The 26,729-nt window shown below is 63.0% G+C and carries 23 protein-coding genes; 13 read left to right on the forward strand and 10 right to left on the reverse strand.

Features of this window, described 5'->3' with window-relative positions; translation table 11 throughout:
* The first annotated feature begins 22 nt into the window (after positions 1-22).
* From MNQ99_RS17205 to MNQ99_RS17215, 3 genes are all read left to right on the forward strand, one after another.
* Positions 23-853, forward strand: coding sequence for an ABC transporter ATP-binding protein (locus MNQ99_RS17205; protein WP_241913822.1), 831 nt, complete (start codon positions 23-25; stop codon positions 851-853).
* Between the two features lie 16 nt (positions 854-869).
* Complete coding sequence (locus MNQ99_RS17210; protein ID WP_241913823.1) at positions 870-1,643, forward strand: ABC transporter permease; 774 nt, start codon at positions 870-872, stop codon at positions 1,641-1,643.
* Positions 1,644-1,915: 272 nt separating this feature from the next.
* Positions 1,916-2,479: an ABC transporter permease gene (locus MNQ99_RS17215; RefSeq protein ID WP_241913824.1), complete on the forward strand. Its 564-nt coding sequence runs from the start codon at positions 1,916-1,918 to the stop codon at positions 2,477-2,479.
* Between the two features lie 1,045 nt (positions 2,480-3,524).
* Here the strand turns inward: MNQ99_RS17215 and MNQ99_RS17220 are convergent.
* From MNQ99_RS17220 to MNQ99_RS17230, 3 genes are all read right to left on the reverse strand, one after another.
* Positions 3,525-4,115, reverse strand: a complete 591-nt coding sequence (locus MNQ99_RS17220; RefSeq protein ID WP_241913825.1) for a biotin transporter BioY — start codon at positions 4,113-4,115, stop codon at positions 3,525-3,527.
* Between the two features lie 127 nt (positions 4,116-4,242).
* On the reverse strand, positions 4,243-4,758 hold the full coding sequence (locus tag MNQ99_RS17225; RefSeq protein WP_241913826.1) for a flavin reductase family protein: 516 nt from the start codon (positions 4,756-4,758) through the stop codon (positions 4,243-4,245).
* 138 nt (positions 4,759-4,896) lie between these two features.
* On the reverse strand, positions 4,897-6,291 hold the full coding sequence (locus MNQ99_RS17230) for a 4-hydroxyphenylacetate 3-hydroxylase N-terminal domain-containing protein (RefSeq protein WP_241913827.1): 1,395 nt from the start codon (positions 6,289-6,291) through the stop codon (positions 4,897-4,899).
* Positions 6,292-6,444: 153 nt separating this feature from the next.
* Here MNQ99_RS17230 and MNQ99_RS17235 point away from each other — a divergent pair, with 153 nt between their 5' ends.
* Positions 6,445-6,906, forward strand: coding sequence for a MarR family winged helix-turn-helix transcriptional regulator (locus tag MNQ99_RS17235; RefSeq protein ID WP_241913828.1), 462 nt, complete (start codon positions 6,445-6,447; stop codon positions 6,904-6,906).
* 35 nt (positions 6,907-6,941) lie between these two features.
* On the opposite strand, the gene MNQ99_RS17240 is transcribed toward MNQ99_RS17235, so the two are convergent.
* Together MNQ99_RS17240 and MNQ99_RS17245 are read right to left on the reverse strand one after the other, a co-directional pair.
* Entirely contained in the window at positions 6,942-7,715 is a 774-nt protein-coding gene (locus MNQ99_RS17240) for an alpha/beta fold hydrolase (RefSeq protein ID WP_241915414.1), read from the reverse strand.
* A gap of 202 nt (positions 7,716-7,917) precedes the next feature.
* Positions 7,918-8,712 carry an enoyl-CoA hydratase/isomerase family protein gene (locus tag MNQ99_RS17245; RefSeq protein WP_241913829.1) on the reverse strand — a complete coding sequence of 265 codons (795 nt, stop codon included), beginning with the start codon at positions 8,710-8,712 and terminating at the stop codon, positions 7,918-7,920.
* Positions 8,713-9,007: 295 nt separating this feature from the next.
* Here MNQ99_RS17245 and MNQ99_RS17250 point away from each other — a divergent pair, with 295 nt between their 5' ends.
* The 4 genes from MNQ99_RS17250 (at position 9,008) to MNQ99_RS17265 (ending at position 14,919) form a co-directional block, all read left to right on the forward strand.
* A complete protein-coding gene (locus MNQ99_RS17250; RefSeq protein ID WP_241913830.1) occupies positions 9,008-10,012 on the forward strand; it encodes an ABC transporter substrate-binding protein in 1,005 nt (334 codons plus the stop codon).
* Positions 10,013-10,270: 258 nt separating this feature from the next.
* Entirely contained in the window at positions 10,271-11,524 is a 1,254-nt protein-coding gene (locus MNQ99_RS17255; protein ID WP_241913831.1) for an acyl-CoA dehydrogenase family protein, read from the forward strand.
* Positions 11,525-11,596: 72 nt separating this feature from the next.
* Complete coding sequence (locus MNQ99_RS17260; protein ID WP_241913832.1) at positions 11,597-12,799, forward strand: acetyl-CoA C-acetyltransferase; 1,203 nt, start codon at positions 11,597-11,599, stop codon at positions 12,797-12,799.
* Positions 12,796-14,919 carry a 3-hydroxyacyl-CoA dehydrogenase NAD-binding domain-containing protein gene (locus MNQ99_RS17265; RefSeq protein ID WP_241913833.1) on the forward strand — a complete coding sequence of 708 codons (2,124 nt, stop codon included), beginning with the start codon at positions 12,796-12,798 and terminating at the stop codon, positions 14,917-14,919. The genes MNQ99_RS17260 and MNQ99_RS17265 overlap by 4 nt, the downstream gene beginning before the upstream one ends.
* Positions 14,920-14,977: 58 nt before the next feature.
* Here MNQ99_RS17265 and MNQ99_RS17270 read toward each other — a convergent pair whose 3' ends face one another.
* Positions 14,978-15,541 (reverse strand): TetR/AcrR family transcriptional regulator C-terminal domain-containing protein, encoded by a 564-nt coding sequence (locus MNQ99_RS17270; RefSeq protein ID WP_241913834.1) that lies wholly within the window; start codon positions 15,539-15,541, stop codon positions 14,978-14,980.
* A gap of 97 nt (positions 15,542-15,638) precedes the next feature.
* Between MNQ99_RS17270 and bioB the strand changes: the two genes are divergently transcribed.
* Genes bioB through bioD form a run of 5 tightly spaced genes read left to right on the forward strand, consistent with a single transcriptional unit; the run spans position 15,639 to position 21,033 of the window.
* Positions 15,639-16,718, forward strand: a complete 1,080-nt coding sequence (bioB, locus tag MNQ99_RS17275) for a biotin synthase BioB (RefSeq protein ID WP_241913835.1) — start codon at positions 15,639-15,641, stop codon at positions 16,716-16,718.
* Entirely contained in the window at positions 16,711-18,045 is a 1,335-nt protein-coding gene (locus MNQ99_RS17280) for an adenosylmethionine--8-amino-7-oxononanoate transaminase (protein WP_241913836.1), read from the forward strand. Before bioB ends, MNQ99_RS17280 begins: the two co-directional genes overlap by 8 nt.
* Entirely contained in the window at positions 18,045-19,175 is a 1,131-nt protein-coding gene (locus tag MNQ99_RS17285) for an 8-amino-7-oxononanoate synthase (protein WP_338423104.1), read from the forward strand. The genes MNQ99_RS17280 and MNQ99_RS17285 overlap by 1 nt, the downstream gene beginning before the upstream one ends.
* Positions 19,172-20,263: a cytochrome P450 gene (locus tag MNQ99_RS17290; RefSeq protein WP_241913837.1), complete on the forward strand. Its 1,092-nt coding sequence runs from the start codon at positions 19,172-19,174 to the stop codon at positions 20,261-20,263. The genes MNQ99_RS17285 and MNQ99_RS17290 overlap by 4 nt, the downstream gene beginning before the upstream one ends.
* Entirely contained in the window at positions 20,260-21,033 is a 774-nt protein-coding gene (gene bioD, locus MNQ99_RS17295; protein ID WP_241913838.1) for a dethiobiotin synthase, read from the forward strand. Before MNQ99_RS17290 ends, bioD begins: the two co-directional genes overlap by 4 nt.
* Positions 21,034-21,324: 291 nt before the next feature.
* Here the strand turns inward: bioD and MNQ99_RS17300 are convergent, their stop codons facing one another.
* From MNQ99_RS17300 to MNQ99_RS17315, 4 genes are all read right to left on the reverse strand, one after another.
* A complete protein-coding gene (locus tag MNQ99_RS17300) occupies positions 21,325-22,248 on the reverse strand; it encodes a glycoside hydrolase family 26 protein (RefSeq protein ID WP_338423105.1) in 924 nt (307 codons plus the stop codon).
* A gap of 260 nt (positions 22,249-22,508) precedes the next feature.
* Entirely contained in the window at positions 22,509-23,657 is a 1,149-nt protein-coding gene (locus MNQ99_RS17305; protein ID WP_241913839.1) for a flavin reductase, read from the reverse strand.
* A 20-nt stretch (positions 23,658-23,677) separates the two neighbouring features.
* Positions 23,678-25,000 (reverse strand): NtaA/DmoA family FMN-dependent monooxygenase, encoded by a 1,323-nt coding sequence (locus MNQ99_RS17310; protein ID WP_241913840.1) that lies wholly within the window; start codon positions 24,998-25,000, stop codon positions 23,678-23,680.
* Between the two features lie 11 nt (positions 25,001-25,011).
* Positions 25,012-26,712 carry a CocE/NonD family hydrolase gene (locus tag MNQ99_RS17315; protein ID WP_241913841.1) on the reverse strand — a complete coding sequence of 567 codons (1,701 nt, stop codon included), beginning with the start codon at positions 26,710-26,712 and terminating at the stop codon, positions 25,012-25,014.
* Positions 26,713-26,729: the final 17 nt, after the last annotated feature.

Genomic DNA, 26,729 nt, shown 5'->3' on the forward strand with positions numbered 1-26,729 from the left:
CCGAAAGAATTGAAGGTGGCACATGAACCAGGAAGAGTCTTTGTTAGAGACAAATCCATCGTTTGCTGACAACCACGGCGATGCGCCTGAAGGACTTGCTTTCGATCTGGCAGGGGTTTCCGTCGACCTCGCGACTGAGGGTGGGAAATTATCCATTCTGCAAGACGTGAACTTCGCGATGAAAACTGGGGAAATAGTCGGCATCGTGGGTCGGTCGGGCACAGGGAAGACCACGCTGTTACGCGTCCTAGGCGGACTGCTGGCGCCGACCTCGGGCGTCGCCCGGGTGTACGGGCAAGCCATTGACGGGCCCCCGGCAACAGTAGTCACGGTATTTCAGGACTACGGCAACGCCTTGCTCCCCTGGCGCACCGTTGCACGCAACGTCGGTTTGGGCCTTGAACGAACTATGAGCAAGGCAGAGCGTGAAGCCCGCGTGGACGAAGCGCTCAAAATGGTCGGCCTGCACTCGCGCGGGAACGAGTTCCCGTGGCGCCTTTCAGGTGGAATGCAGCAACGTGTGCAAATTGCCCGCGCACTAGCGATGCGTCCACGTATCCTGCTGATGGACGAGCCGTTCGGTGCACTTGATGCAATGACCAAAGCTGCACTTCAGGACGAGCTGCTGAAGGTCAAGGAACAAACCGGCGCGACGATTCTTTTTATCACGCATGATATGGACGAGGCCGTCTATCTCAGTGATCGCGTGTTTGTCATCGCCGGGTCCCCCGGGACGCTAACTCTTCAGTACGATGTCGATCTCGCCAGGCCCCGCCACCAAATCAATACACGGGAACTGCCTGCATACCTCGCCGCACGCCATGAACTGGCCTTGGCGCTTGAAGTCGAGTAGCTGGCTGGAGGGCGACATGAAGTTAAACGCGCGAATCAATGTTCCGGGCATTGCAGTTATTTTGTTGGTCGTTGCCGTTTGGCAGGTATCCACCGCAACCTTTCTGCGATTCGAGTACCTGCCTTCGCCGATCGGAATCGCTGAGGCGTTCGCCGAGATGGTCGCAGGAGGAGAGATTCTCCTGTATGTCGGGCACACGTTGTCCATCACGCTTCTAGCTGCTGCCATAGCTATTGCCGGGGGCGTCATTCTCGGTTCGGTTATTGCTTTAGCTCCGTTTGTTCGAACTTACACACTGGGCACCGTCAATGTACTTCGCTCGCTACCGGTGGTTGCGCTCATGCCTATAGCGTTGCTTATATGGGGTCCTGAGCCTAAAACCGAGCTGATAGTTGCGGTATTTTCGGCGTTGTGGCCGATCACGATTAACTCGATCGGAGGAGTTGCGCAGATACACCCAAGGCTTCTTGAAATGGCCCGAACATTTCGACTGTCAACTGGCGACACCTTCCGAAAAGTAGTCTTTCCGGCGGCATTGCCATCCATTTTAGTGGGATCGAGACTGGCAGTCATCCATGCTTTAGTGGTTGTAATAGTCGCGGAGATGTTGATAAATCCTCAGGGAATGGGAGGAAGGCTTTATCGGACGCAAGTTGCCCTACAGCCTGAACAAATGTGGGTTTGGGTGATTATCTCAGGAATCATTGGCTACCTGCTAAACGTCATCATGATTCGAGGGGTTCGCAAGGCCCTGCCTGGAATTGGAAGCGCAATTGGAGGTGCGTCATGAGCACGATCGTGACCCAGCCACAAGCTAGCGACCCAGTCGCAGTGAAGAGAACGAGGAACGCCCGGGGCGCTCTTCTGAAACCGTTCCAGGGAGTACGCGGCCTACTGCTCCTGATCGTCCCTGTAGTTCTCTGGCAGGTTCTTGGAGGGCCGGATCCATTTTCGTTCCCCAAGCCCGAAACTTGGATACCCGCGCTAGCGGAGATGGCTAATTCGGGACAGTTGTGGCCGGCTGTCGAAAGGACTCTGACAACGTTCATACTGTCGTTGGTAGTGGCCACAGTGTTGGGCATCTTGGGCGGGATGTTGATTGGATCGAGCAACCTCCTGGATAGAGCGCTGACACCGTTTCTCGATTTTTTCCGTGCCGTTCCACCGCCGGCTTTGGTGCCGGCTTTGGGTCTGCTTTTGGGTCCTACGCTGCTTTCATCGGTCACCATTGTTGTTTTAGCCATCGTCTGGCCGATCTTATTGAATACTGTGACAGGTATTCGAACGATTCCGGCCGTACGCAAGGAGATGGCCCGAACGCTCGGCCTGACGCCGGTCGAGCGACTGACAAAAGTGATCTTCCCTTCGCTGGGGCCGAACATCATGACCGGGTTGCGAATCAGCGTATCGATGTCGCTGATTGTGACCCTCGTGACCGACATCATCGGCACTGGGCGCGGGCTCGGGCGGCTCCTGGTCGACCAGCAGCAGTTCTTCGAATCCGCTTCTGTATGGGGCCTCCTCGTCGTCATCGGCGCTTTTGGCTACCTCATCAACGTCTTGTTCGGCTTGTTCGAAACCGCGATTTTCAGTAGGTGGCCCGAAGGGGCCCGGCCTGTCGGCTAGCCTACTTAGTCTTGAGGTGTGTAATTGGCGTTTTTGCTCCACAAGGAAAGGCATAGCAAGGTCGTTGGCCTTGCTGTGCCTTTCCTTGTGGTCAGCCGCTGAGCACCCCCGCCGTGACTTCAACTAGGCGCACCATGGGCCCAAACCAGGACTGTATAGAGGTAGTGCTGTTGGATGTGCAGCAGGGCCGACGGCGGCGTTTTGTCTGAAACAGATGCTTGCCGGCTATGGAGATGTGCGTAGCCATGGGTCAGCACTTGTATGGCATATGCGGATGCCCAACACGGAGCGAACTGCACCAAAGCCGCCATTCAGGCAACTCCTACTGATCCCATTCGTGGTCGCCGATAAAAGTAGATGTCCCACCAAATCCTGCGGCCTGGGTGGCGGCGGTACCATTTGTGCTGGCGCCGAAATTTGATCTGGTACCTAGCCGAGTCTCTGTGGTGGACTGGCAAGCGTGTCACTACCAGAGCAATTTGCCTACTTTTGAGTCGTCGAACGTTCGCGCCGATGGGATCGTGACCGTCGCCCGCGGATGCTCTATCGTCCTCGCAGCAGCGGCTCCGCTGAAATTGCCCGGCGGCAACTCGTGGCACGACTAGACCAGCAAATGTCTGTCGAGGACTGATCCACGTCTAACCGCTCATGCGATCGTTCGGTTCACCTCGTTCTTCCACCCGTGCCGGGCTTGGCTCCAGGACGTTGCCTAGAGCTCGAAACACCGTCAGGGAATCACTACGCCAAGCACATCGCGTTCTCCATTGCGCCGTGCTTCTGGAGTCCCTGCGCCTTGATCGCGCCTGAGGCCACCAACCGAATTGAAGGTCGTCAAACCGATGCGGTTCGACTTCGATTCCTCATGGCACTATAAACTCCATAGTGCAACGGAAGAAAGAGGAATCCCAAACTGTTGCTGGGCAAGGTTCCGTGCAGCAGGCAGTGTGATCACTGAAGTCCAAGCACAAAACAGGCTTATGATGCCACCATAGGCGGCATCATAAGCCTGTTTGCAGCCGGTTCGCCGGAGGTCCAGATGCGAACGTCACTTTTGTAGTTTTGGTGCGATCCTCCAGAGAGTGGGAATCACGGCTGCCGCAATCCCGGCCTTAATAATTCCACCGATGATGAAAGGGTACAGCCCCCACTCAAGGGTCTGCTGGAGACTAGCACCAAGGGAAACGGCCAACCAAACCATGCCGATGGCGAATGTGACTATCGTTCCGGCCAAGAATGCTAACGCGGCCCCGACGAACTTCCTATCCCAACTGCGTTGTGAAAGCTTGCCGACAAGATAAGCGGCTGCGATAAAACCTACGATGTAGCCGCCGCTGGGGCCCATGGCAGTCGATAGCCCAGATGAAGCCTCGGAGAAGATTGGTGCCCCGGCGACGCCTGCAGTCCAGTAGAGAACCATAGACAGTGCTCCACGAACTGGGCCGAGCGTCGAGCCTACAAGTAAAACGGCCAGAGTCTGCCCGGTGATGGGCACGGGCCAAATCGGTATAGAAACCTGTGCCAGGACAGCCGTCAGAGCAGTACCGCCGACGACGAGAGCCGTGTTAGTAATGGCGCTGCTTGACACAAAAGCATCCGCCAGAACTCGGGGCCGGGCAGTTAGGGTTGCACTCGTCATTCTTTTCTCCAAATATCAGCATACAATTTTGATCTTTTACTGCGATTTGATGGCACGGTAGGGCGCTATGCCGCCACGATTTAAGCGTGCTGCACGCCTGTATGAAAGCTAACCGTCAATGAGTGACTTAGGAAATCGCGGAGTTTTCGCTAAGTCGATGATAACTTCTGGCATGATAAACCAGCGGCTCGTGGCTTTCGCTTGTACTTGAAGTATCAATTAATAACTCAACGATCACACTGCTGCCGCTCGCTATCCTGCGCAGGACTTGTCCACGTGCCCAAGTGTGCACCCCGCTAAGCAGCGGTTCCCCGGTGGGCAGTATCGACCATTCTGTGTCGATGAATCGGTTTATCCCCGGAGTGGAGAATTTCACGGCGAGCTCACGGTTACTGTGCTCAAGAAAATGTACGACTGCACTTTCAGCAGTTTGGAGGCTCTTCCACGTCCGTGAGGCCGCATTGATGGTAAAAATGAGCACAGGTGGACTCGCCGACACCGAATTGACTGATGTAACGGTGAATCCCGTGGGTCCGTCCTCCGTCTCAGCCGTAATGATCGCGACGCCGCCAGGGTGGTTCCGAAACAGGTCACGATACTCTTCGGACGTAATTCCGTCCTGCTCCGTGGTTGTCACACTCATGGATCCTCCTAGCTAGGGCTTTATCTGCCGGCGCTTCTTGACCAGAAGCTCCTCGTTCCTTCACGGGCGTCTGCCCGTTCGTCAACTGTTGTTGGCGGGTAAGGCGTTGATGTTGGCTTTTTCCGAGCGTGCCGGTCATTATCCGACCCCGATGGGCTGGGCCGGTTGGGGCAGCATTTGCAGGGCTTTGCGTTTGGCTGCTTCCATGTCGAAGCGGCTCCGCATCACGTACCGCTGTGCGTAGATGCCTCCGCCGGCGTGGATCGTCGTGACGTTCGTCCATCCGCCAAAACCGTCTGCGGTCAGGTTTCGGATCAGATGGAACAGCCGCATGCGGTATTCGCCGGATTCCCCGGCTCCGGCCATGTATTTGTCGAGCAGTCCGTTGAGTTCGTCGTTGTCGAGGTCCCGCAGGGATGGTGATGTGACGATGGAACCGCCGGCTACGTCTTGCAGGTTGCGCACTGCTGTGCTCCAGCCTGTGGCCGCGAACACCTTGGCTGCGTTGATGTAGAGCTCGTTCGGCGAGTAAACGCCTTCCTTGGATACGGAGGCGTGGACCATGGCAGCGTCAAGAGCCGCCCGGAGCAGGGTGGCGTTCAGGACCAGTTCGTTGATCTTGTCGTTGATATGGCTGATCTTGTGGGTGCCGTTGGCTTCGGCAATCAGCTGTGCCAGACCGGCGGCCTGCTCTGCCCGGTTCACCTGGCCGGCTGTGGCTCCCATCCGCTCCCAGAGCCCGAGGCTGTGGGCGAACACCGCGGCCTCATTGATCTGCCCCTCGAGGAATATCCGCTCATTCGGCACGAACACATCGTCGAAGATCACGAAACCCTCAGGAATCGCACGATTCCAGCTCAGCGGGTAGTCACGCGGATCGGGTTCGGTTTCGGCGACCGGTGAAACGGCGACGATCTTAACCCCGGGCGCATTCACGGGAACGCCACAGGCGATGGCGTAAGCTTCTTCGCCCGGCTTCATGCGCTTGGTGGGCATGACCATCATCTCGTGCGCCATCGCGGCTCCGGTGATATGTAGCTTCGCGCCCCGGATGACGACACCATCAGGGCGTCGCTCCACTACCCGCAGATACTGATCGGGGTCCGGCTGGGCGCCTGGAGACAAGGAACGGTCGCCCTTGGCGTCGGTGATGCACTGAACCATGCGCACGTCACGGCGGCGGCAGTCCTCGACATACTTGCGGATTCGCCCCGAGCCTTCGGGGAATACCTCGTCGAGCCGATCCGCAGCCGTGAGCAGGGCCATGAAGGACTGGTAGGTCAGGTGCACGAGCATGTCGGCGCCGTGGAGTTGGTCAAGCCGTTCCCGCAACTCCTCCGGACTGCGCGGGGAGGCGAAGAGAGGATTAACAGCATCTCCGCCAGCGTCATGGAATCGGTCGTAAACGTCGGCAAAGCGCTTCAGGGTGGTATCAAACTCGCCCACCGCCGTGATGTCCGCGATGCGTTCGCCCCGGAAAAATACTGCGCGCCCGTCGGCGAGCGACTCAAGATACTGTGCGCCGGTCAACATTGACGGGCCTCCCTTTCACTGCGTGTGGTCTAGGTAACAGGAGATTAGCACTTGTTCACGATATCAACAATTACTATTCGGAACTGTTTGGGGGTTTCCCTATACTGGTGGGTAGGAGGCTCCACAAACGAACTCTAGGATTGGACCGACTTCATGGCAGACGAACCCCGCAATGCGGCCCTTGGCATCACATACCTGTTAGGCCAGTTGGGCAACCTCGCGGTGCGTGACTTTAAGAACCGCATGAAGTCGTATGCCCTGCACCCCCGGCAGTACGTCATCCTCAGCCAGTTGCGGGACGATCCGGGGATCTCCCAGCAAACGCTCAGCGACCGCCTCCTGGTGCACCGAAGCGCGATGGTCGGCCTGCTGGACGAACTTGAGTCCCGCGGCTACCTCTCCCGCGAAAGAAATCTCGAGAACCGGCGCGAACACTCCCTCGTTCTGTCCAAGGACGGCCGCGACCTGCTCGACTCCCTGCGCGAGACTGCCGCCACGTTCGAAAAGGACTTCCTCTCCAGCCTCACCAACGCCGAAGCGAAAAAACTCAAATCACTCCTCCAAACCGTCGCTACCGCACACGGCATCGAAACAACCACCCCCAACCACGAATGACTGCCCGGCCTGCGAGTGACACCAAACGGCCTCACTCATCGGGCGCGAGCAGCTCCGGCCCACCGAACACGCAAAATCGCTAGTGCGGACAAAAAGGCTTCCGGATCATCGAGAATCAAGTGGTGGTGCGCATGGCGTATGGTCAAGGCATTCTGGTGACCAATCTTCTGAGCAACCGTCTGAAATTGCTGTTCGTTGACAAGCACGGATTGCTCCCCCCTGATATATCCGAATCGGCCCTTCATCGCGTCGGCAACCTCTTCCCAGGGTGCCAGCGCGGCTTCGCGCTTACGAGTCAATATGGACGGGTCAAACTTCCAGGTCCAGCCCGATATGGCGTCCCCCCTCAGGCTTTGGGAGGCTATGTGCTCCATGAGATGTTCAGCCGGTCGGGGCTGAGCCGGGACCACGCGAAAATGCGAGACCGCATCGCTTGGATCTGCGTACTTCCGTGGCGACCTATGATCCACGCCAAACTTGCGCTCCCCTAGTCGGGGGAAGCTCCAACCTATCGCCGAATCTACGACGATCAGACCCGACCATGCCTCCGGCTCCCGGAATACCGCTTCGATTGCAATCACGCCACCAAGCGAGTGTCCGACCAACAGAGGAGTCGAAGATATACCTAGGCCCTTCACCAAACCTATGACTTCCGCGGCCCATTGCTCCCGGCTGTACACCGTTCTCCAACCGGAATCGCCATGGCCTGACAAATCGATAGCGACCACGTGTCCAAAGTTTTCATCGAGAAGTGAGGGTGCCAGATGGTCCCACCATCGCGAATTTGCAGCCGCCCCATGAACAAGCACAATCGACGGAGAACTGCGATCCCCCCATTCCGATAATGCAATTGTTATGCCATTGACGTTGATCTTGCTGTTCCGAGGTAGCGCTCTTAAATTGCGACGGGTTCGATCCGTTTGACCGACGCCCTGCGAAAGAGCAGTTTTTGGCTCTGATTTTTGTTTGCACAATTCCAGCTCATTTCTCGCGCATCCAGTGTAAATCCCCTCAGCGTGCCCCAAGGCCGACCTTCTTTCCCGTCAGAAAAGCTTCGACTGCCTCTGCTGTCTCCTGCGTGGAAGCACAGGCCACCATGCGCTCGGCCTCAATTTCGAGCATTTGATCCAGATCCAGCGACTCTGCGTCGACAAGGTTCTGCTTCATTAGGCGCAATGCGCTTTGGGGCTGCAAAAGAAGCCGTTGCGCAACGCTGTCAACGTCTTCATCTACGTTGTCACATACTTGGGTAATAAGTCCGATTGAAAAGGCAAATTCGGGATCAAAGGAGCGGGCTCGGAGATACAGATCCCGGGCGCGCCCTGCGCCGATAATGCGCTGGAGAAGCCAAGTACCTCCAAAATCACCAGAAAAACCGACATTGAGAAAGGCCGTGTGGAATGTTGCGTTGCGATCGCTAAACCGCAAGTCGGTTGCGCACGCCAATGAAAGCCCCGCGCCGGCGCAAGCTCCCTTGATTGCACTGATCGACACTGCCGGCATACGACGCAGGACACTGATCACTCGCGCATATGTCCGCAGAGCACGCGACTGCGATTGCGACGATCCAGCGCCGAGGATGTCTTCGGCAATTCCAGCTTTGAGGTCTCCACCGGCACAAAATGCAGGGCCTGCCCCCTGGACCACAAGGACACGAATGGAGTCATCGCTTGCGACGGTCTCGACGCAGTCGAGAAGTCTTCCAAGGAGCGAGGCATTCATCGCGTTGAATGACTGTGGTCGGTTCAGCGTGAGCCGAGCCAGCGAACCACGAACTTCCAAGAGCACTGCCTCTTCGCTCTTCATTGGAGCCTCCACCCGCTATTTGTTACAGTTTTGAACAGTTTACATATTCCACACTTTTCTGCGCACAGGGCGCAACCCCCGCCTGAAAAATCCCCTCGCTGCAAGTCATTGACACCCCCCTACCCCCTACTTAGGATGAGGTCGTTACAGTTGCTGTTATCAACTGTTCATGTTCTTGACTAGGATTGATCGCTCGTTTGGCATCGCCGCGACCCGGGGATGCTGGTGAGCGTGTATCAAAATCAACCGCATCAAGCGGTCAACCCCACCTACGATTCCGTTTGGGAGTGTGTCAATGATGACAACGCAAGCACGCAGCAAGGCGGTAGTACGGCTGATTGCCGGCATGAGCGCAGGCCTTTTGGCTCTAGGACTAACCGCCTGCGCCACAGAAGCAAATTCTCAGACGAATCAGGGCAGCTCATCAGATTCTGATGCCATAACTGTCCGGTTCCAATACAACGTAGGCAGCTCGACCTTGCCGATCGTCGTAGCAGATCGTCTCGGATTCTGGGAAGAAAACGGCATCGATTTCCAAGGCACCGAGATCACTCCAGGCCCCGCTGGCATCGCTGCCCTCGGTTCGCAGTCTGATGTCCTGCAGACCACGCAGCAGACTTTGTTCGAGGCGGCTGAAAAGGGGCGTGACCTGAAGATCTTCGCCGGCATGGGCTTGTCAACGACTGAAGTACCGGCCTTCCCGGTGTTCACGAACGGCGACGCGGACAACTTCGCCGATCTCACGGGTGAAGTTGTCGGTGTGCCGGGCCTAACGAGCTTTCCCACAACGGCGCTGAAGTACGTTGCGGACAAAGAGGGAGGCGATTCATCTCAAATCGAGATGGTGGTCGTGCCTTGGGACACCCAGGCAGATCAGCTGAAGGCCGATCGTGTCGCCGCCGTATGGTCCATCCAGCCGCACGCGATCAACCTCGCGAAGCAAGGGTACAAGATGCTTGGCGACCCCACGCTGCTCGCCACTGACCGTGACGAAATGTTGGCCAGCGTGGTTGCAACAACTGCGGAGTATGCGGACAAGAATCCGGAGGCTCTCAAGCGCATAAAAGCCGCCCTCAACGACGCCAAGGACTGGATCGAAGGGAACGACGCGGAAGCCAAGGAGATCATGATTGACTGGATCGGTTTGCCCGAGGAATTGGTTGTCGGTCATCCCCTCACAGCTGTGAAGATCGACATCACAGTGGAGGACCTTGAACCGATGAAGTCTATTTATAAAGACCTCGGACTGTTCGCCAATCTACCTCCGCTTGAGGAAATCTACGTGAGCACCGAAGAATAAGGATGCTGCCAGTGGGGGTCCAGCGACCGGCAAAGGACCCCCCCTGGCATTGCCCCGAGCGTCCCGTAGAAACAACTCGTCGAATTCCATTCCGGGACAATAGGCGTCAAGCAGCATGCAAGCTGCTTTCGGACGTCAGTACAATCACCCGCGGGAGGACCCGAACACGCGCGGCAGTAGATACTCTGCTGCATTCTTGCGAATTCCTCCCTGGGCTCCCCCGGCTTTCGAGCGCAGCGCAAATTTAGGACCAATTTGATGACGACTTCACTTCCCTCCCCGGCCAGCCTCACAGACCTATCGGTAGGTTTTCCCGACGGAACTATAGAGCCTGAATATGAAGTGAAACTGGCGCTGGACCCGGACCCGGCCTCTGTCTTTACGCACCTCGAGCCTGAAGATCGCGCCTACTGGTCGCGGGCGCGGGCCTTCGTACAGGACGAAGTGTTGAACGTCATCGACACCTACTGGGATCGTGGCGACTATCCCTTGCATTTGGTCAGAAAAATGGGGGAATTGGACTTGCTGCGCGACGGCATCTCCGTTGACGGCTTCCCACCGATGTCCAAGATGGCCGCCGGATTAGTGAATATGGAGATTAGCCGCGGCGATGGTTCCTTGGGGACAGTCCTGGCTGTTCAAGGCGGTCTGGCGCTGCGTTCCATTGCCTTGTGCGGATCGGAAGAGCAGAAGCTGCGGCTTTTGCCAGTCTTGGCCCGCGGCGAAGAATACGGGGCGTTCGCGCTGACCGAACCCACCCACGGATCCGACTCGGTGGCACTGGAAACGACAGCCGTCCGCACCGAGGGCGGAATCCTGCTTAATGGGGAGAAAAAATGGATCGGCAACGGCTCCATCGGCGGCACCACGGTCGTCTGGGCCCGTGCCGAGGATCAACAGGTGCACGGATACCTCGTACAGCAGGACTCCCCCGGCTATACGGCTACCACCATCGACGGCAAGGCTTCATTGCGGGCCATCTGGCAGGCCCACATCCGGCTTGAAAACGTCTTCGTTCGGGCGGAAGACGAACTGCCGGGCGCCCGCTCATTCAAGGACACCGCACGAGTGCTGCTGGCTACCCGGCTCGGCGTCGCATGGTCTGCCGTCGGCCATGCTGCCGCCTGCTACGAGACTGCCGTTCAATACGCCGCACAGCGTAAACAGTTCGGCCGACCGCTGGCCGCCTCGCAGATTGTGCAGGAACGACTGGCCCGGATGCAGTCCGAACTGGCCACGATGCAGTTGATGGTGGTCCAGATGACCCGTTTGGACGAAGCCAAGGCCCTCAGCCCGGCCCAAGCCTCACTGGCGAAATTCACCTGCACGCGTACCGCACGATCCATCGCCGCCAACGCACGGGATCTGCTCGGCGGCAACGGCATCCTGGTGGGAAACCGCGTTGCCCGGCACATGGCCGATATCGAAGCGATCCATACCTACGAGGGCACCGAAACCGTTCAGGCCCTCATCATCGGCCGCTCCATCACCGGCATCTCCGCCTTCAACTAAACGGCCCCACCAGAAGCCCGGCATCACCCTAGTCGTCTCCCGTGTCCCCGCACCTCGCTGAAAGGCATCCCCATGAGCTCAGACGCCAGAACCGCCGTCATTGTCGGCGGTGCCCGCACCCCCTTCGGCCGCTTCCGCGGCGGCCTTTCCCCGCTGTCGGCCAGCGACCTGGGTACCCACGCCATACGTGCCGCCCTGGTGCGCGCCGGTGTAGCCCCTGAACGGATTGACGCCGTCATCGTCGGGCAGGTCATTCAGGCCGGCGCGGGGCAGGGACCGGCCCGACAAGCCAGTCTCGGTGCAGGGATCGGCTGGGACGTGCCTACCGTCACCGTGAACAAGCTCTGCCTCTCCGGTCTGACCGCCGTAATCGACGCCGCCCGCATGATCCGCGCCGGGGACGCGGGTTTCGTAGTCGCAGCGGGGCAGGAATCCATGACCAACGCGCCCCACTTGGTCAAGGGGCTGCGCGCCGGAGTCACCATCGGCGACACACCTTTGATCGACTCGCTGAACCATGACGGCCTGCAGGATCCGTTCAGCGGAGAGCTGATGGGCACCGCGACGGACGCAGGAAACGCCGCCCGCGGGATCGGCCGTGAGAAGCAGGACGAAGTCGCCGCGCGCTCCCACCAGCGCGCCGAGGCCGCACGAACCGCCGGCATCTTCGATGCTGAGATCGCGCCCGTCACCGTCCCGCAGCACCGGGGCGCACCGCTGACGATCGACGCCGATGAGGGCATCCGTCCTGACACGACAGCCGAAACCCTCGCCACGCTCAAACCCGCCTTCTCCACCGACGAGAATGCCACAGTCACTGCCGGTTCCTCCTCCCCGCTGTCCGACGGTGCCGCAGCATTGGTCATCGCCAGCAAGGCCGCTGCCGAAGCGGCCGGGCTGGGATGGATCGCGGAGATCGGCGCGCACGGACAGACTGCCGGCCCCGACGGGTCCCTGCATTCCCAACCCTCGCGCGCAATCGAGGCAGCGCTCAAGCACGAAGGCTTGACCATCGAGGACCTCGACCTGATCGAAATCAACGAGGCCTTCGCCTCCGTCCTCATCCAGTCAGCCAGGGACCTGGGCATCGACACGGACCGCATCAACACCGACGGCGGTGCCATCGCACTTGGCCACCCGGTCGGCGCCTCCGGCGCCCGGCTCGTGCTGCATCAGGCACTGGCCTTAAAGCGCAGAGGAGGCGGGACCGGCGTCGTCGCTCTCTGCGGGGGCGGCGGCCAAGGTGACGCCCTGATCCTGCGGGGCGCCGTATGAAATCGGTATATAAACCTCTCGCTACCGGCGATTACTCGACGCACGCGGAGCTGAAAGAGGTGCAATTACCCGCGGTCGGAAACTTCGCTCTCATCATCCTTACAGACAGCGCCCGCCGGCCAACTACCTTCAGCCCGGGGGCCTTGCTCGAACTTGGCACACTGCTGGGACAGGTCAAGAACAGGGTTGATGCCGGGGAGTTTATCGGCGTAGGCCTCACGGGGCACGATCGCTACTTTGTCGCAGGGGCTGACTTGAAAGCTCTTCAAGCAATCAGCGACCTGCATCCGGCTCGTCAAATGGCCCGGCTGGGCCACGACGTCTACGCCACGCTGGCGTCGATGGGGGTTCCGACCTTCGCTTTCATCAACGGTGCGGCGATGGGCGGCGGGCTGGAGATAGCGCTGGCCGCCGTCTACCGCACGGTCTCCGCCGGCGCCAACGGCATCTCGCTGCCGGAAGCCTTCCTGGGCCTGATCCCCGGCTGGGGCGGCGTCTACCGGCTGCCGCGGCTGATCGGCCCGGCCAATGCGGTCAAGGTGATGATCGAGAACCCGCTGAACAACAACAAGATCCTCAACGGCCCGGCCGCCCACCAACTCGGCATCGCCGACGCGCTGTTCGAACCGGCGGATTTCCTGGAACAGTCGCTGGCCTGGGCCGCCCGGATCCTGGGCGACGACGACGCCCGCCGGCAGGTGGCAGTCCGCCGCGCAGACAAATCAGCCGCCACGGAGGCGGACTGGGACCAGGCCATCGCCGCCGGACGCACGTTTGTGGAAGCCAAGACCGCCAACGCCGCGCCCGCGCCCGCCAAGGTGCTGGACGTGATGCAAGCCGGCCGGGGCAAGAGCCAGCAGCAATCCGCCGAGCTGGAAGTCGAAGCGCTCGCCGAGCTGATGCAGACCCCGCATTTCCGCGACACCGTCTACGCCTTCCTGGAGCTGGTGCAGAAGCGTTCCAAGCGTCCCGCCGGCGCGCCGGACCCGCAGCTGGCCCGGCCGGTCACCAAGGTGGGCGTGGTCGGCGCCGGCCTGATGGCCAGCCAGCTGGCCCTGCTGTTCGCACGCCAGCTGAAGGTACCCGTGGTCATGACCGACATCGACCAGGCCCGGGTGGACAAGGGCGTTGGCTACGTCCATGCCGAAGTGGACAAACTGCTGGCCAAAAAGCGCATCTCCGCGGATGCGGCCAACCGCACCAAGGCCCTGGTCACCGGTTCGGCCGCCAAGGAAGCCTTCGCGGACGCCGACTTCGTGATCGAGGCGGTGTTCGAGGAACTGTCCGTGAAGAAGCAGGTCTTCGCCGAGGTGGAGGCGGTGGTCTCCGAGAACTGCATCCTGGCCACCAACACCTCCTCGCTCTCCGTCACCGAGATGGCAGCGGACCTTCTGCATCCGGAACGCGTGGTCGGCTTCCACTTCTTCAACCCCGTCGCCGTCATGCCGCTGCTGGAAATCGTGCGCGCTCCAAAGACCAGCGACGAAGTCCTCTCCACCGCGTTCGTGCTGGGCAAGGCACTCAAGAAGACCACCGTGCTGGTCCAGGATGCGGCCGCTTTTGTGGTGAACCGCGTGCTGCTGCGGCTGATGGGCGAGGTGGCGAATGCGTTCGACGAAGGCACCCCCGCCGACGTGGCCGACAACGCGCTGAAGCCGATGGGCCTGCCGATGACGCCGTTTACCCTGCTGGCCATGGTCGGCATCCCGGTGGCCCAGCATGTCACCGAGTCCCTGCATGCCGCGTTCGGTGAGCGGTTCCGGGTCTCCGCCAACCAACAGCGGCTCATCGACAACGGCATCACGTCCCTGTGGGTGGCGGACGATGCCGGCCGGCAGGTGATCCCCGAGGCCACGCTGGCGCTGCTGGACTTCGGCGACTCCCCCAGCACCTCCGAGCAACTGCTCCGCCGCACCCAGGACGCACTGGCCGAGGAAATCGGGCTGATGCTGGACGAAGGCGTGGTCGCCGCGCCCGAGGACATCGACCTGTGCATGATCATGGGTGCCGGCTGGCCGCTGCACCTGGGCGGCATCACCCCCTACCTGGACCAGGTCGGCGCCTCAGAACGAATCAACGGCCGGATTTTCCACCCCGGACCGGAAAGTTCCGCCGTGTGATGGGCAGCAGTGAGCACAGAAAGCCGCTGAGCCCATCGGACCCAGATACTGGATCGGATCAGCGTGTCCGGTGCACTTCCAGCCCCGCTAGCAGCGTATTGACGCCGAACAGAAACTCTTCGCCGTCAGTGTCGGAGTCAGGGCCGGGTTCCAGCAGGCCGGATCGGGCAAGCTCGGCCCGGGTCTGCTCCTCTGCCACCGCACCGAGGATGTAGTGCGTCAGGCTCTTCGCCCCCCAGTGCGCATGCAGTTCGCTCAGTCCGCTCTCGGTCAAGAGCGCGGCAAGTCCAGACAGCGGGGTGAGGGACTCCGGCGCCAGGGCTTGCGCGAGTGAGACGACGTCGGAGCCGTCGCGCACGGCAAGCAGGGCAGCGCGCAGATCCTGCGCGGACCGCCGGACGGCGCCGTCCGGGTCGCCGCCTGCGTCGCCCACTTTCACGGGCTCCAGGATTCGCTCAGCCAGCACCACCAGCAGTTCCTGCTTGTTCTTGACATGCCAATACAGCGCGCCGGGCTGAACGCCAAGATCCCGCGCAAGCCTGCGCATCGAGAGGTCAGCCAGGCCGTACGAGCGCAAGATTTCCAAGGCCGTATCGACAATTTTCTGGCGCGTCAGGGCCACGTCGGGCTCCGTCCTCTCCGTCTCCGGCCGATGTCACATACCGCGTCCATCATGCACCATCCTTGACAAGCACTCCGGCCCCACCGACTATTGAACGGTGTTCAATAACTTTCATGACCTGGCTGACCGGCAGCTGACCGGCGGCACCCTGACCCGTGACGATGCGCGTGCCATCCTCGCTTCCGACGATTCGCAACTGCTGGAACTAACGGCGGCAGCAGCGACGCTGCGGCGGGCCCACTTCGGCAACACCGTCAAGGTGAACTATCTGGTGAACCTCAAGTCGGGTCTCTGCCCGGAGGACTGCACCTACTGCTCGCAGCGCCTGGGTTCGGCCGCCGAAATCCTTAAGTACACCTGGCTCAAACCGGAAGAGGCCGCCGAACAGGCCGCCAGCGGGATCCGTGCCGGCGCCTCCCGCGTTTGCCTGGTGGCCAGCGGCAAGGGCCCGACGGACCGGGACGTGGATCGAGTGGCCACCATGGTGGCCGGGCTCAAGGACGAGCACCCGCAGGTGGAGGTCTGCGCCTGCTTGGGCATCCTCAAGGACGGGCAGGCGGAAAAGCTCAAGATCGCCGGTGTGGACGCCTACAACCACAACCTCAATACCAGTGAATCCAACTACGCCGATATCTGCACCACCCACGAGTACTCCGACCGCGTGCGCACCGTCAATCATGCCAAGGACGCCGGCCTCTCCCCTTGTTCGGGCCTGATTGTGGGTATGGGCGAGAGCGACGAAGAGCTGATCGACGCGGTCTTCGCGCTGCGCGAGCTGGAGACTGACTCGATCCCCGTGAACTTCCTGATGCCGTTCGAGGGCACCCCGCTGGAGGACACCTGGCTGCTAACGCCGGCGCACTGCCTGCGGATCCTGGCGCTGGTGCGCTTCGCCTGCCCTTCCACCGAGCTGCGGATGGCCGGCGGCCGCGAGATGCACCTGCGCTCTCTGCAGCCGCTGGCCCTCCACGTGGCCAACTCGCTCTTCCTCGGCGACTACCTGACCAGTGAGGGCCAGGCCGCGAAGGCGGACCTGGAGATGATTGCCGACGCCGGCTTCACTGTCCTGGCGCCCGCCGGCGCGGTAACTTCTGCGGCCGCGGACGACGATGACGCACCGTCACCGATTTCCATCCGGCGTCGCGGCGCGGGGACGGAGCTTGCCCCCAATGCCTGAGACAGTGCTGTCCGGAAGTGCGCTGCTTGCGCGCGACCGCGGCCTGCTCTGGCATCCGTATGCCCCGCTGGACGGGCCGGCGCCCTATGCGGTTGCCGCCGCGGACGGCATGCGGCTGCAGCTGGAAGCCGCGGACGGGGTGCGCTTCGAGGCGGTCGATGCCATGAGCTCCTGGTGGTCCGCCATCCACGGCTACCGGCATCCCGTCCTTGATCACGCGGTAGGCCGCCAGGTGGAGCGGTTCAGCCACGTGATGTTCGGCGGGCTCACGCACGAGCCCGCCGTCCGGCTGGCCGAGCAGCTAGTGGAGCTGGCCCCCGACCCGCTGCGGCACGTGTTCTTCGCGGATTCCGGTTCGGTCTCGGTGGAGGTCGCGCTGAAGCTGGCTATCCAGTACCAGGCCGCTGCAGGGCGGCCGGGCCGGCACGCGTTTCTGGCCCTGCGCGGCGGTTACCACGGCGACACCTTCGGTGCGATGAGCGTGTGTGATCCGCTGGACGGCATGCATTCGGCCTTCCCATCACTGCCCGTCCAGCATTTCCTCCCCCGGCCGCCGGCCGCGCGGCTGGACGGCGGCGGCAGCTTGGTCTCCGACGGCGCAGCGGTTGCCGTTTGGACCGCGGAGCTGGAGGCCGCCGTCGCAAGGCACGGGCACGAGCTGGCCGGGATCATTGTGGAACCGGTGCTGCAGGGCGCCGGCGGAATGCATGCCTACTCGCCCGAATGCCTGCAGGCCCTGCGCCGGGTGGCCGACGCGCACGGGCTGCTGCTCATCTTCGACGAAATCGCCACCGGCTTCGGCCGCACCGGCAAGCTTTTCGCCGGCGAATGGGCGGGCGTGGTCCCGGACGTCATGTGCGTGGGCAAGGCGCTGACCGGCGGTTACCTGACCCTGGCCGCGGTGCTGTGTTCCGCGACCGTTGCGGAAGTCATCACCGCCTCCGAGTTCCGGGCCCTCCTGCACGGGCCGACCTTCATGGCGAACCCGCTGGCCTGCGCGGTGGCCTCGGCCTCGCTACAGCTGTTGGAAACCGCCGGCTGGCAGGAGCAGGTGCGGGGCATCGAAGCCGGACTGCGCGCGTCCCTGGCCCCCGCGTCCGGGCTCGGATCCGTCCGGGACGTGCGGGTGCTCGGTGCCGTCGGCGTCGTCGAGCTCCACAACGCGGTGGACATCCCTGCGGTGACCCGCGCGGCCCTGGTTCAAGGGGTCTGGGTGCGCCCGTTCCGCAACCTCGTCTACACCATGCCGCCATATATCTGCACGCCGGCTGACGTGGCGGCGATCGGCGCCGGCATCAGTGCTGCCGTTGCAGAGGTGCACGGCTGATGGGTTCCATGCAGGACTGGCTCGCCGCTCAGGCCCGAGTGCGCGCGCAACGCGGCATCATCCGGCGCACGGTACCGCGGGCAGGCGCCGTACTGGACCTGGCCTCGAATGATTATCTGGGCCTGGCCACAGACCCCCGACTGCAGGCCGCCGCCGTCGTCGCGGTGGAACGTCACGGCACCGGTGCCCGCGCTTCCCGCGTGGTGACCGGCACGCACGCCGTGCACGAGGAACTCGAAGGCGAACTGTGCGCCCTCACCGGCCGCCCCGCGGCGCTGGCCTTCTCCAGCGGCTACGCCGCGAACTTGGGTCTCCTCACCGCACTCGGCGGCCCCGGCACCCTGATGCTGACCGACGAACATATTCACGCCTCGCTCATCGACGCCGCCCGGCTCTCCCGTTCCCCGTCCGAGGTGATCCCACACGGCGACCTGGCTGTTCTGGAACAGCGGTTGGCCGCGCGCAGCCAGCCGCGCGCCGTCGTCGTCATCGAATCGATCTATTCGGTGTTCGGTGACGCCGCGGACGTGTCCGCCGTTGCGCGGCTGTGCGCCGAACACGACGCGCTGCTGGTGGTAGACGAGGCGCACGGGATCGGCGTTGCCGGCCACGGCCGCGGTGCCGTCTACGCCGCGGGACTGGCCAGCGCGGAGCATGTGGCGGTGACCGCCACACTGTCCAAGGCCCTGGGCAGCCAGGGCGGGGCCGTGCTCGGCTCCCCCGCGCTGCGCGAGCATCTGGTCAATACCGCGCGGAGCTTCATTTTCGACACCGGACTGGCTCCTGCCGCGGCCGGTGCTGCCGCGCAGGCTTGCCGCACCATCGTCCACGAACCGGAGCGCGTGGCCGCCGTCGGACGCAACGCGGCGCTGCTTGCCGCCGGTCTGGACATCGAGCAGGCTGCGGGTGCGGTGCAGTCGGTACCCGTCGGCTCGCCGCAGCTCGCCGCGGAACTTGCCGCCAAGCTGGAGGATGCCGGGGTATTGGTGGGCTGCTTCCGTCCGCCGAGCGTGCCGGACGGGATCTCGCGGCTGCGGCTGACCGCCCGCGCGGATCTGACCCCAGAGCAGCTGCGGTACGCCACCGGCCTTATTAACACGATGCTTTCCCGAACGGAGGTGCCCGCATGAACCAGGGCACGAGCTATCAGATCATCAGCGACCCCGAGCAAGTCCGCCAGGTGCTGCGCCGGGTGGACGATTTCCTGCCCACCAACGCCTTGACCTCGGTGGTGCCGCTGAGCCCGGCGGCACTGCGGATCCTGAGCCGCAGCCGCTTCGCCCTGCCGCCGGTACTGGCCTCCGCCACCGGGGAGCTGCACCGGACGGTGCGATCGGTGGTAGCGGGCTTCTTCACTCCCGCCAAGGTCGCCGCCATCGGCCCGCGGGTGCGCGAACTCACGCGCAAACATGCCGAAGCCGCCGCCGCGGAGCTCGCGCACGGCCCGGTGGACCTTGCCGAGGCTGTTGGCGCCCATATCCCGCCGGTGATCATGCAGGAACTGACCGGCTTCCAGCTGCCGGACCCGGAAGTGCTCAAGCGCTGGAGCCGGGATTCACTGGAACTTTTCTGGGGCTGGCCGGATCCGCAGCGCCAGGTGGAACTCGCCGAAACAGCCGCCGAGTTCTACATCTGGCTGCGCGCCGAGGTCATGGCCAGCCACGGGCGCGACAACCTCTTCGGCGCCCTGCACGCGGCCGGGCTCCGGACCGCCGAGGTCTGCTCGCTGGGCTACTTCCTGCTTATCGCCGGGCAGGAAACCACTGCCCTGCTGATCGGCACCGCCCTGTACCGGGCGTTGCAGGATCCCGGGTGCTGGCAAGCGCTGGCCGCCGGCGGCACCGGAGCGCCGCTGGTGCGCAGGGTGCTGGCCGAGGAACCGTCCGTGCACACCTGGCGCCGGGCCGTCCCCCGCGACACCGTCCTGGACGGCACGGCGCTGCCCGCTGGATCCGAAATCCTGCTGGAACTGGCCGGCCACCACCCTCCCGATGCCGGCCCCACGGCGTACTCGCTGTCCTTTGGCTACGGGCTGCACCGCTGCCTGGGGGCGAGGCTGGCCGAACTCGAAACCGTCCTGGCCCTGGAGGAAACAGCCCGCGCCCTGCCTGCCATACGGCTCAGCGGGCCGGAACCTGACTGGCTGCGGTTGCTGTCCTTCCAGGCGCCCCTGTCCGTCACAGTGGAAGCCGCGGCACCGGGAAGGAGCAACCGGTGAGACACCCTGACGCGGGCCTGCCCGCCCTGCCCCGGATCCTGTTCGTGACCGGCACGGACACCGGCGTGGGCAAAACGATGACGACGGCGGCGCTTGCGGCGGCGCTGTCGGCTGGCTCGCGCGCGGCTTCCGCGCGCAACGTCCGCCCCTCGGTCGCGGTCTATAAACCCGTCCAAACGGGCGTCCGGGAGGAGGAGGCCGGGGACATCGAGGAGGTCCGCCGGCTGGCCGGGATCGACGACGTCTTAGAAGGTGCCCGGCTCCGGTTACCGATGGCGCCGATCGCCGCAGCCGCCCGTGAGGGCGCCTCCCTCCCAGGACATGTGGAACATACCGAAACCATCCGTAGTCTCGCCGGGGGTTTCGACCACGTGCTGGTGGAGGGCGTCGGCGGACTGCTCGTCGAACTCGAGCCGGGTTTTTGCCTCGCGGATCTGGCTGCTGACTTCATCGACGGGACAAAGACTGCGGGCACCGGCGGCGACAGCCGGCAAACGGCGGGCATCGTTGTCGTGTGCCGCAGCGGGCTCGGGACGTTGAACCACACCCTGCTCACGCTCGAGGCACTCCAGCGCCGGTCACTTCCCGTCTCGGGGCTGGTGATCGGTGCCTGGCCGCAAGAGCCCACCGACATTGAGTTGGACAACCAACGGTACCTGAGCGACCTTCCCGTTCCGTTCCTGGGGAGGGTCCCTATGGAAGCCTCGGCCCTGCATCCGCCAGAATTCCGCGCCCAGGCTTCCGAATGGTTCCGCGGAGGCCGTCACTAGGGTGCCGTTTAGATCACGCCGAGCGCCTAACCCATGGAATTGCAGTCGCTTGCCCCCCTACACTCTTGGGACAAGCAAGGGGTAGCCTGGCCCCTTATTTGGGCCGGGCGGCAAGGGCTTCGGAGAGCGCGCTGGCAGAGGCAGCACTGCTGTCAATGCGCCAGTCGGGTTCCTTGTTGAAGTGGAACCAGACGAGGGCAGTGATGTCGGGCTGCTGGGACAGGTAGTAGACAAGGTCTTTGTTCCAAGTTGCCTTGGAGCCGCCCTCTTCTGCCGAGGACGTCTCGGCTATCAGGATGGGCTTGCCCGGGCCAGGGACCGGAGCTGCCCGAGACCGTCGGCGAAGAGCGCCCAGGGCGGGGTCCAAGTGCTCCAGGCGGCGGAGGTTCCCCAGTTGTAGCCGTCGAGGGCAACGGCGTCGACGTAACCCGCGCCTGGGTAAAGCCCATCCAGAAGCGTTGAGCCGGAATAGGGGACGTTGGGGTTCCAGACCCAGGTGATGTTCCGGGCGCCGGTGGAAGAGACCACGTCGTGGACGTGCCGCCACGCCGCGGCATAGTCACCTGCCGTGTTGCCGTTGATGCCTTCCGACCAGGGGTACCAGTTGCCGTTCATCTCATGGCCAAAACGCAGCATGACCGGGTGGCCCCAGCGTGCCAGAGCCGTGCCCCACTCGCGGAGGTAGGGGTCGAAGTCTCCGGCGGTGATCCGGTCCAGGGAGTAGGCGGGCTGTTCGGAACCTCCGCCCCAGGTCCATGGCTCCCAGGTGAGCAGGGTGACCGCACCGCGGGAGCGGACTGCTTCCAGTTCAGTGATCGGCGGGGCTTGGTTGAAGTCTTTGTAGGAGAGGATGATCGACGGCGCTTCGCCGACCAGGGCGGCGGCCGCGTCGATTTCCGAGGAGGCTAGTGGGCCGCCCGGCGTACCCAGGCCGAAGCGAAGGGGTGCCGTGCTGATCGCCGGCGCGGCGGGCGCCGGGGATGGCTGAGGCTGTGGAGGTTCCTCCTCCGAGACCGAGGGGCTGCTGTAGGTGAGCGTGAAAGGAGCCGATGCACGGGCAGCTCCGGCCCGGGCGTCGATCGAGACAACTGCCTGCTCGGACGCGGGGATCACAAGAGTGGCCCGGAAGTAACCGGAGACGAAAGTGACCGGCTCTGTTCCCCCGTTGATGGTGCCGGAGGACTTCGCCTGGCTGCTTCGCGACGGCGGCGTCACCTCAGTCCTGTTCGTCCTTCCTCCATTGCCCAGCTCGACGAGTACCTAAACGCCTTCGCAAACACCACCTTCTCCGACGAAGAATTGTGCCGTATCGACGCGTTCACCACCGAGGGAGCCAACCGGGACATCCGGGTAGCTCAGCCTCGATCTGGCCTAGAATCCCTCACGGGATCGCCAGCCAGCATGGCAGGGCTGCAAAGAACGACCGAGGCGCCCCGCCGACGCGGCGCCTTACCACTGCTGCAGTTCCCGGCTACTCAGACCTGCCCACCTCGGCTTTCGATTGCAATCCGGGCGAATTCCTTGGCTTGGGCGGTGTAGTTTTGTACCGCTTCTATCGCGGCGTTTACGTCCCGGGCAATCAGGGAGTTGGCCAGCTGCGTCAGATGCGTGTGATCCAAGAGCGTCCGCCAGTCAGCTTTGTCCCATGCTTCTCCCCAAACCCCAGCGATACTCAGACGTCGATACGAATCAAGCAACTGCACGGAACCGGATGCGCCGACCAAAGTCTGGTGAAAGTTCGAATGGAGTTCCAGAAACTCGCGGAGCGATCCGTTTTCAGAGGCGCGCAACTGCCCCATGACTTCAGTCATGCCTCTGAGCCGATCCAGGAGTGCCTGCTCAAACTCCATGATTCTGCTCGCGATCACCCCCACTTCGATGGTTGCTCTGCCATCGTAGAGGCTGTTGCTGAAATCGACGGTGATAGGCGCCGCGATGAAAGCGCCAGCGTTGGTTCGATCCACTAGACCTTCGGCAGTGAGTTTAACGAACGCGTTGAATACGTCGTCGGGTTCGGCCCGAAGCGCTTCCACCATCATGGAGATGTGAAGGTTTTCTCCCAACGGAGTCCGGCGAGCCAGCACCCACTGGCGAACATTCATGTAAGTATCCAGTTCCTTCACTCGCTCTAACCGCCCGAAGGCGCCCCGGTAGTAAGCCAGCGGCTCACCATGTGACGATTCTGCGTCGACGACGCGTCCGAAGAACACCGAGTGCGTCCCACCGCGCGGCGTCTCGTCAACGATGCAGGTGATGGCAGCAATAACGCCGTCGAGAATGGGGACACCCCCGTGCTCCGACAGCCTGAAGGAAACGCCGTCGAATTTGTCGCCTCCCTTACGGCCAAATTTCATGGCCAAGTCCCGTTGGTCCTCAGCCAAAATATTGATTGCATATAGTCCCGCCTGAGCCACGGCGTCATGAGTGCTGCTGCTTTGGTTGAGGCACATCAGCATCATCGGCGGCTCCATGGACAACGAGCTCACCGCGGAGGCCGTGGTCCCGTACAGCCGCCCCTCGTGGGCCGTGGTGATGACCGCGACCCCGCTGGCGAAATGCCCCACCACCTGGCGGAAGACATCCTGGTCGAATGCCGGTGCAGGGGCGAACATGTTCTGGTCCATTTTCGTCGTCTCCATCTGACTCAGGCGGCCGGGCGGTCGAGCTTCAGGTTGTCGCGCAGCGTGGTGCCCTCGTATTCCTGCCGGAAGTAGCCACGTTCCTGGAGTTCGGGCACCAGCTTGTGGCAAATGGCTTCAAAGCCGCCGGGGTTGAACGGGCTGTTGAGGTTGAAGCCGTCGCAGGCGCCGGAAGTGAACCAGTCGATCATCGCGTCGGCCACCTGGCCGGCGGTTCCGGCCATCCACGTGTGGCCGGTGGACCGGGCACGGTCAACGATCAGTTCGCGGAGCGTCATCTGTCCTTCCACGCTCTTCTTCCGGAAGATGTGGTATCTGCTGCCGCGGTCCGGGTCCTCGGAGAAGCGTTCGGCCGGGATCCGTTCGTCAAAGCCGATGTCGTCGATATCGATCTTCAGGTCCCCGCTGATCTGCCGGCGGCCCGCGTCCAGATCCAGGTAGCCCGCGAGTTCGGCCGCGAGTTCTTCGGCCTCCTGCGCCGTGTCCGCGATGATCGGCAGGATCCCGGGTACAACCTTGATGGAGTCGGCCTTGCGCCCCTTGGACTCGACCAGCACCCGCATCTTGGCGTAGAAGTCCTGAGCCTGCTCCTTGCGCGGCTGCGCCGTGTAGATGACGTCGGCCACTGACGAGCCCAGATCCATGCCGGGCACCGATGAACCGGCCTGCACCAGCACCGGGCGCCCCTGCGGCGGCCGCGGCATGTTGATGGGCCCCTGCACGTTGTAGAACCGGCCCTGGTGGTTCAGGGGTTTGAGCCCGGCGGGGTCGACCCAGACGCCGCTTTCGCGGTCCGCGCGGATGGCGTCGTCGCTCCAGCTGTCCCACAGCCGCATCGTGACGTCCACGAACTCCGCGGCCCGCTCGTAGCGCTGCGCGGGATCGGGAGCGGAATCACCACCGAAGTTCGCGAACCCGTCTCGGGAGGTCACAATGTTCCAGCCGGCCCGGCCGCCGGACATGTGGTCCAGTCCGGCGAACTGGCGCGCGGCGTTGTACGGCTCCGAGAACGACGTCGACATGGTGCCGATGAGGCCGATGTTTTTGGTCCGTGCGGCCAGCGCGGACAGCACGCTGATCGGTTCATAGAACCCGTTCATCATGATGTCGTTGCGGAACAGGTTGTTGGCGTGGACGATGTCCCCGAAGAAGACCGCGTCCAGTTTCGCATCTTCAGCCATCTGCGTCAGATCGGCAACGAAGGACAGGTTGCCCAGTTCCTCCGCCCTGCTGCCCGGCCGGCGCCAGCTGTCGCGGTGGTAGCCGGCGGGCAGCATGAAGGTGGTCAGCACCATGTGGTTGGTGGGATGCTTCGGTGCGGCGGTCATCGAGTGTCCTCTCAAGATTCGTTGTGCGGGACGGCTTCCGGCTGCCGGGCAGCCGGTTTGAACAGCGGAAGGCTCAGGTAGCTCTCCTGGCCGGGGCCGCTGTGGATGGTCCAGGTTCCGCTGTTCCTCGAGCTGGTGTGCCGGATGACCGGCGAGTTCAGATCCGGATCCCGGTAGACGAAGTCCCGGCCCAGGATGGTGACCACCAGCTTCTCGCCCGCATCGAAGAAGATGCCGGTGGGCCAGATTTCAACATCGAGTTCCCGCGGCCGGCCCGGCTCGAGCGGTTCCTCCGCCTCGTGCAGGTGCACCGGCTGCAGCTCGGAGGACTTCTCGGCGTCGAGCGCCTGGTGGCTGGCCCGCAGCCATCCCAGGGCCACCGGGCCGTCCTCGAAGAGTGCGTTGAAGGCAAATCGCCGCTCGGTCCCGTCCGCCGCGAATTTCCGGACGGCGACAAAGATGTCGGCGTCCTGTGCCTGGTCGGCCTGCAGCACGAGCCTCAGCCGCATGGCTCCCACCAGGTCCGTCGGATCCTCGAATACGTGCTCCAGGTCCAGTGCATCGGCCATCGGGTCGAAAGTGGTGCTCTCGGCGACGGCCGGGGCATCCGTTCCCAGGGTCCGGCTCGCCAGGTGTGCGTGCAGGCGCACGGCCTGTTCCTCGGGGACCGGCCACGGTACGTCCTGGCGGAGGGTGTGGCGTTCCGCGGTGTCTAGGACTTCCACCTGGACCTTCGGCCAGGACTGCGGGCCCGGTCCCCTGTCCAGGAGGTAGTGGTCGAAGAACACGCGCTGGCGCTCCACATTGGCGGGCTCGTAGAAGTACCGCCACTTCTTCTGCCCGTGCACCTGGAGCCATTTCTCCGCGGAGGACATCTGCCGGTACGCCTCCAGCGTGCCGCGCGTGTGCAGCCCGTGGTCGCTCCAGCTGGCCACCACGTAGGCCGGGACCTCAATCTGTGACAGATCCGGGTAACGGTTCCGGTAGTAAGGGGACATCAGCGGGTTCGCCGCGACGTTGGCGGCCGTGTCCTCGGTGCGGGTCAGCGAGTACCTCATGTTGCGTGAGGCCCGGGGGATGAAGCCGGTTTCCGGGATGCCGCCGTGGTAGCAGAACTCCCGGTACCAGTCCGAGAAGCACTCCCACGGGCTGATCGCCTTGAGCGCCTGCGGCTGCATGGCCGCGGCAATGTACTGGATGCCGGCCAGGTAGGACACGCCCAGCATGCCGACCCGGCCATTGGACCATTCCCGCGCCCCGAGCCACTCGATGGCGTCGTAGACGTCCTCGGCTTCCTGCGGGCCGTTGTGCACTCCCTCGCCTTCGGAATGCCACATGCCACGCGGATCCGTGTAGACCACGGCATACCCGTGCCGGCACCAATAGGCCGGATCCGGCGCCTCGAAGCCGGTGAGCGGGGACATCCAGCCCGGCTCGATACCGGCTGACGGCCAGAGCATGTCCTTCTGGTTGTGCTTGCCGTAGGGCCCCCAGGCCAACAGGATGGGCAGGTCGTGCTCGACGCCGGCCGGCCGGTAGATATCGGCATAGATCCGGATCCCGTCCCGCAGGGGAATGGCAACGTTCCGGTCGGTCCGCAGGCCGTCGCGGTCCTCGGTCACCTGCTCGAGCGGCGGCAGCGGCGGTTTGCCTTCGGCGGTCGTGGGATCGAGTCCGGGCTCGGTGATGGCCGTGTAGGTGAGCTGGTTCATGCTGTTTTCCAATCTCG

The sequence above is a fragment of the Arthrobacter sulfonylureivorans genome (assembly GCF_022637435.1).
Classification (GTDB): domain Bacteria; phylum Actinomycetota; class Actinomycetes; order Actinomycetales; family Micrococcaceae; genus Crystallibacter; species Crystallibacter sulfonylureivorans.

What these genes read in the sequence shown, in the direction of transcription:
- MNQ99_RS17225 (WP_241913826.1), bottom strand. Translation starts at nt 4,758, where the DNA reads ATGAGTGTGACAACCACGGAGCAGGACGGAATTACGTCCGAAGAGTAT.
- MNQ99_RS17250 (WP_241913830.1), top strand. Translation starts at nt 9,008, where the DNA reads ATGATGACAACGCAAGCACGCAGCAAGGCGGTAGTACGGCTGATTGCC.
- MNQ99_RS17310 (WP_241913840.1), bottom strand. Translation starts at nt 25,000, where the DNA reads ATGACCGCCGCACCGAAGCATCCCACCAACCACATGGTGCTGACCACC.
- MNQ99_RS17260 (WP_241913832.1), top strand. Translation starts at nt 11,597, where the DNA reads ATGAGCTCAGACGCCAGAACCGCCGTCATTGTCGGCGGTGCCCGCACC.
- MNQ99_RS17285 (WP_338423104.1), top strand. Translation starts at nt 18,045, where the DNA reads ATGGGTTCCATGCAGGACTGGCTCGCCGCTCAGGCCCGAGTGCGCGCG.
- MNQ99_RS17210 (WP_241913823.1), top strand. Translation starts at nt 870, where the DNA reads ATGAAGTTAAACGCGCGAATCAATGTTCCGGGCATTGCAGTTATTTTG.
- MNQ99_RS17235 (WP_241913828.1), top strand. Translation starts at nt 6,445, where the DNA reads ATGGCAGACGAACCCCGCAATGCGGCCCTTGGCATCACATACCTGTTA.
- MNQ99_RS17265 (WP_241913833.1), top strand. Translation starts at nt 12,796, where the DNA reads ATGAAATCGGTATATAAACCTCTCGCTACCGGCGATTACTCGACGCAC.
- MNQ99_RS17205 (WP_241913822.1), top strand. Translation starts at nt 23, where the DNA reads ATGAACCAGGAAGAGTCTTTGTTAGAGACAAATCCATCGTTTGCTGAC.
- MNQ99_RS17220 (WP_241913825.1), bottom strand. Translation starts at nt 4,115, where the DNA reads ATGACGAGTGCAACCCTAACTGCCCGGCCCCGAGTTCTGGCGGATGCT.
- MNQ99_RS17255 (WP_241913831.1), top strand. Translation starts at nt 10,271, where the DNA reads ATGACGACTTCACTTCCCTCCCCGGCCAGCCTCACAGACCTATCGGTA.
- MNQ99_RS17315 (WP_241913841.1), bottom strand. Translation starts at nt 26,712, where the DNA reads ATGAACCAGCTCACCTACACGGCCATCACCGAGCCCGGACTCGATCCC.
- MNQ99_RS17305 (WP_241913839.1), bottom strand. Translation starts at nt 23,657, where the DNA reads ATGGACCAGAACATGTTCGCCCCTGCACCGGCATTCGACCAGGATGTC.
- MNQ99_RS17290 (WP_241913837.1), top strand. Translation starts at nt 19,172, where the DNA reads ATGAACCAGGGCACGAGCTATCAGATCATCAGCGACCCCGAGCAAGTC.
- MNQ99_RS17280 (WP_241913836.1), top strand. Translation starts at nt 16,711, where the DNA reads ATGCCTGAGACAGTGCTGTCCGGAAGTGCGCTGCTTGCGCGCGACCGC.
- MNQ99_RS17245 (WP_241913829.1), bottom strand. Translation starts at nt 8,712, where the DNA reads ATGAAGAGCGAAGAGGCAGTGCTCTTGGAAGTTCGTGGTTCGCTGGCT.
- MNQ99_RS17230 (WP_241913827.1), bottom strand. Translation starts at nt 6,291, where the DNA reads ATGTTGACCGGCGCACAGTATCTTGAGTCGCTCGCCGACGGGCGCGCA.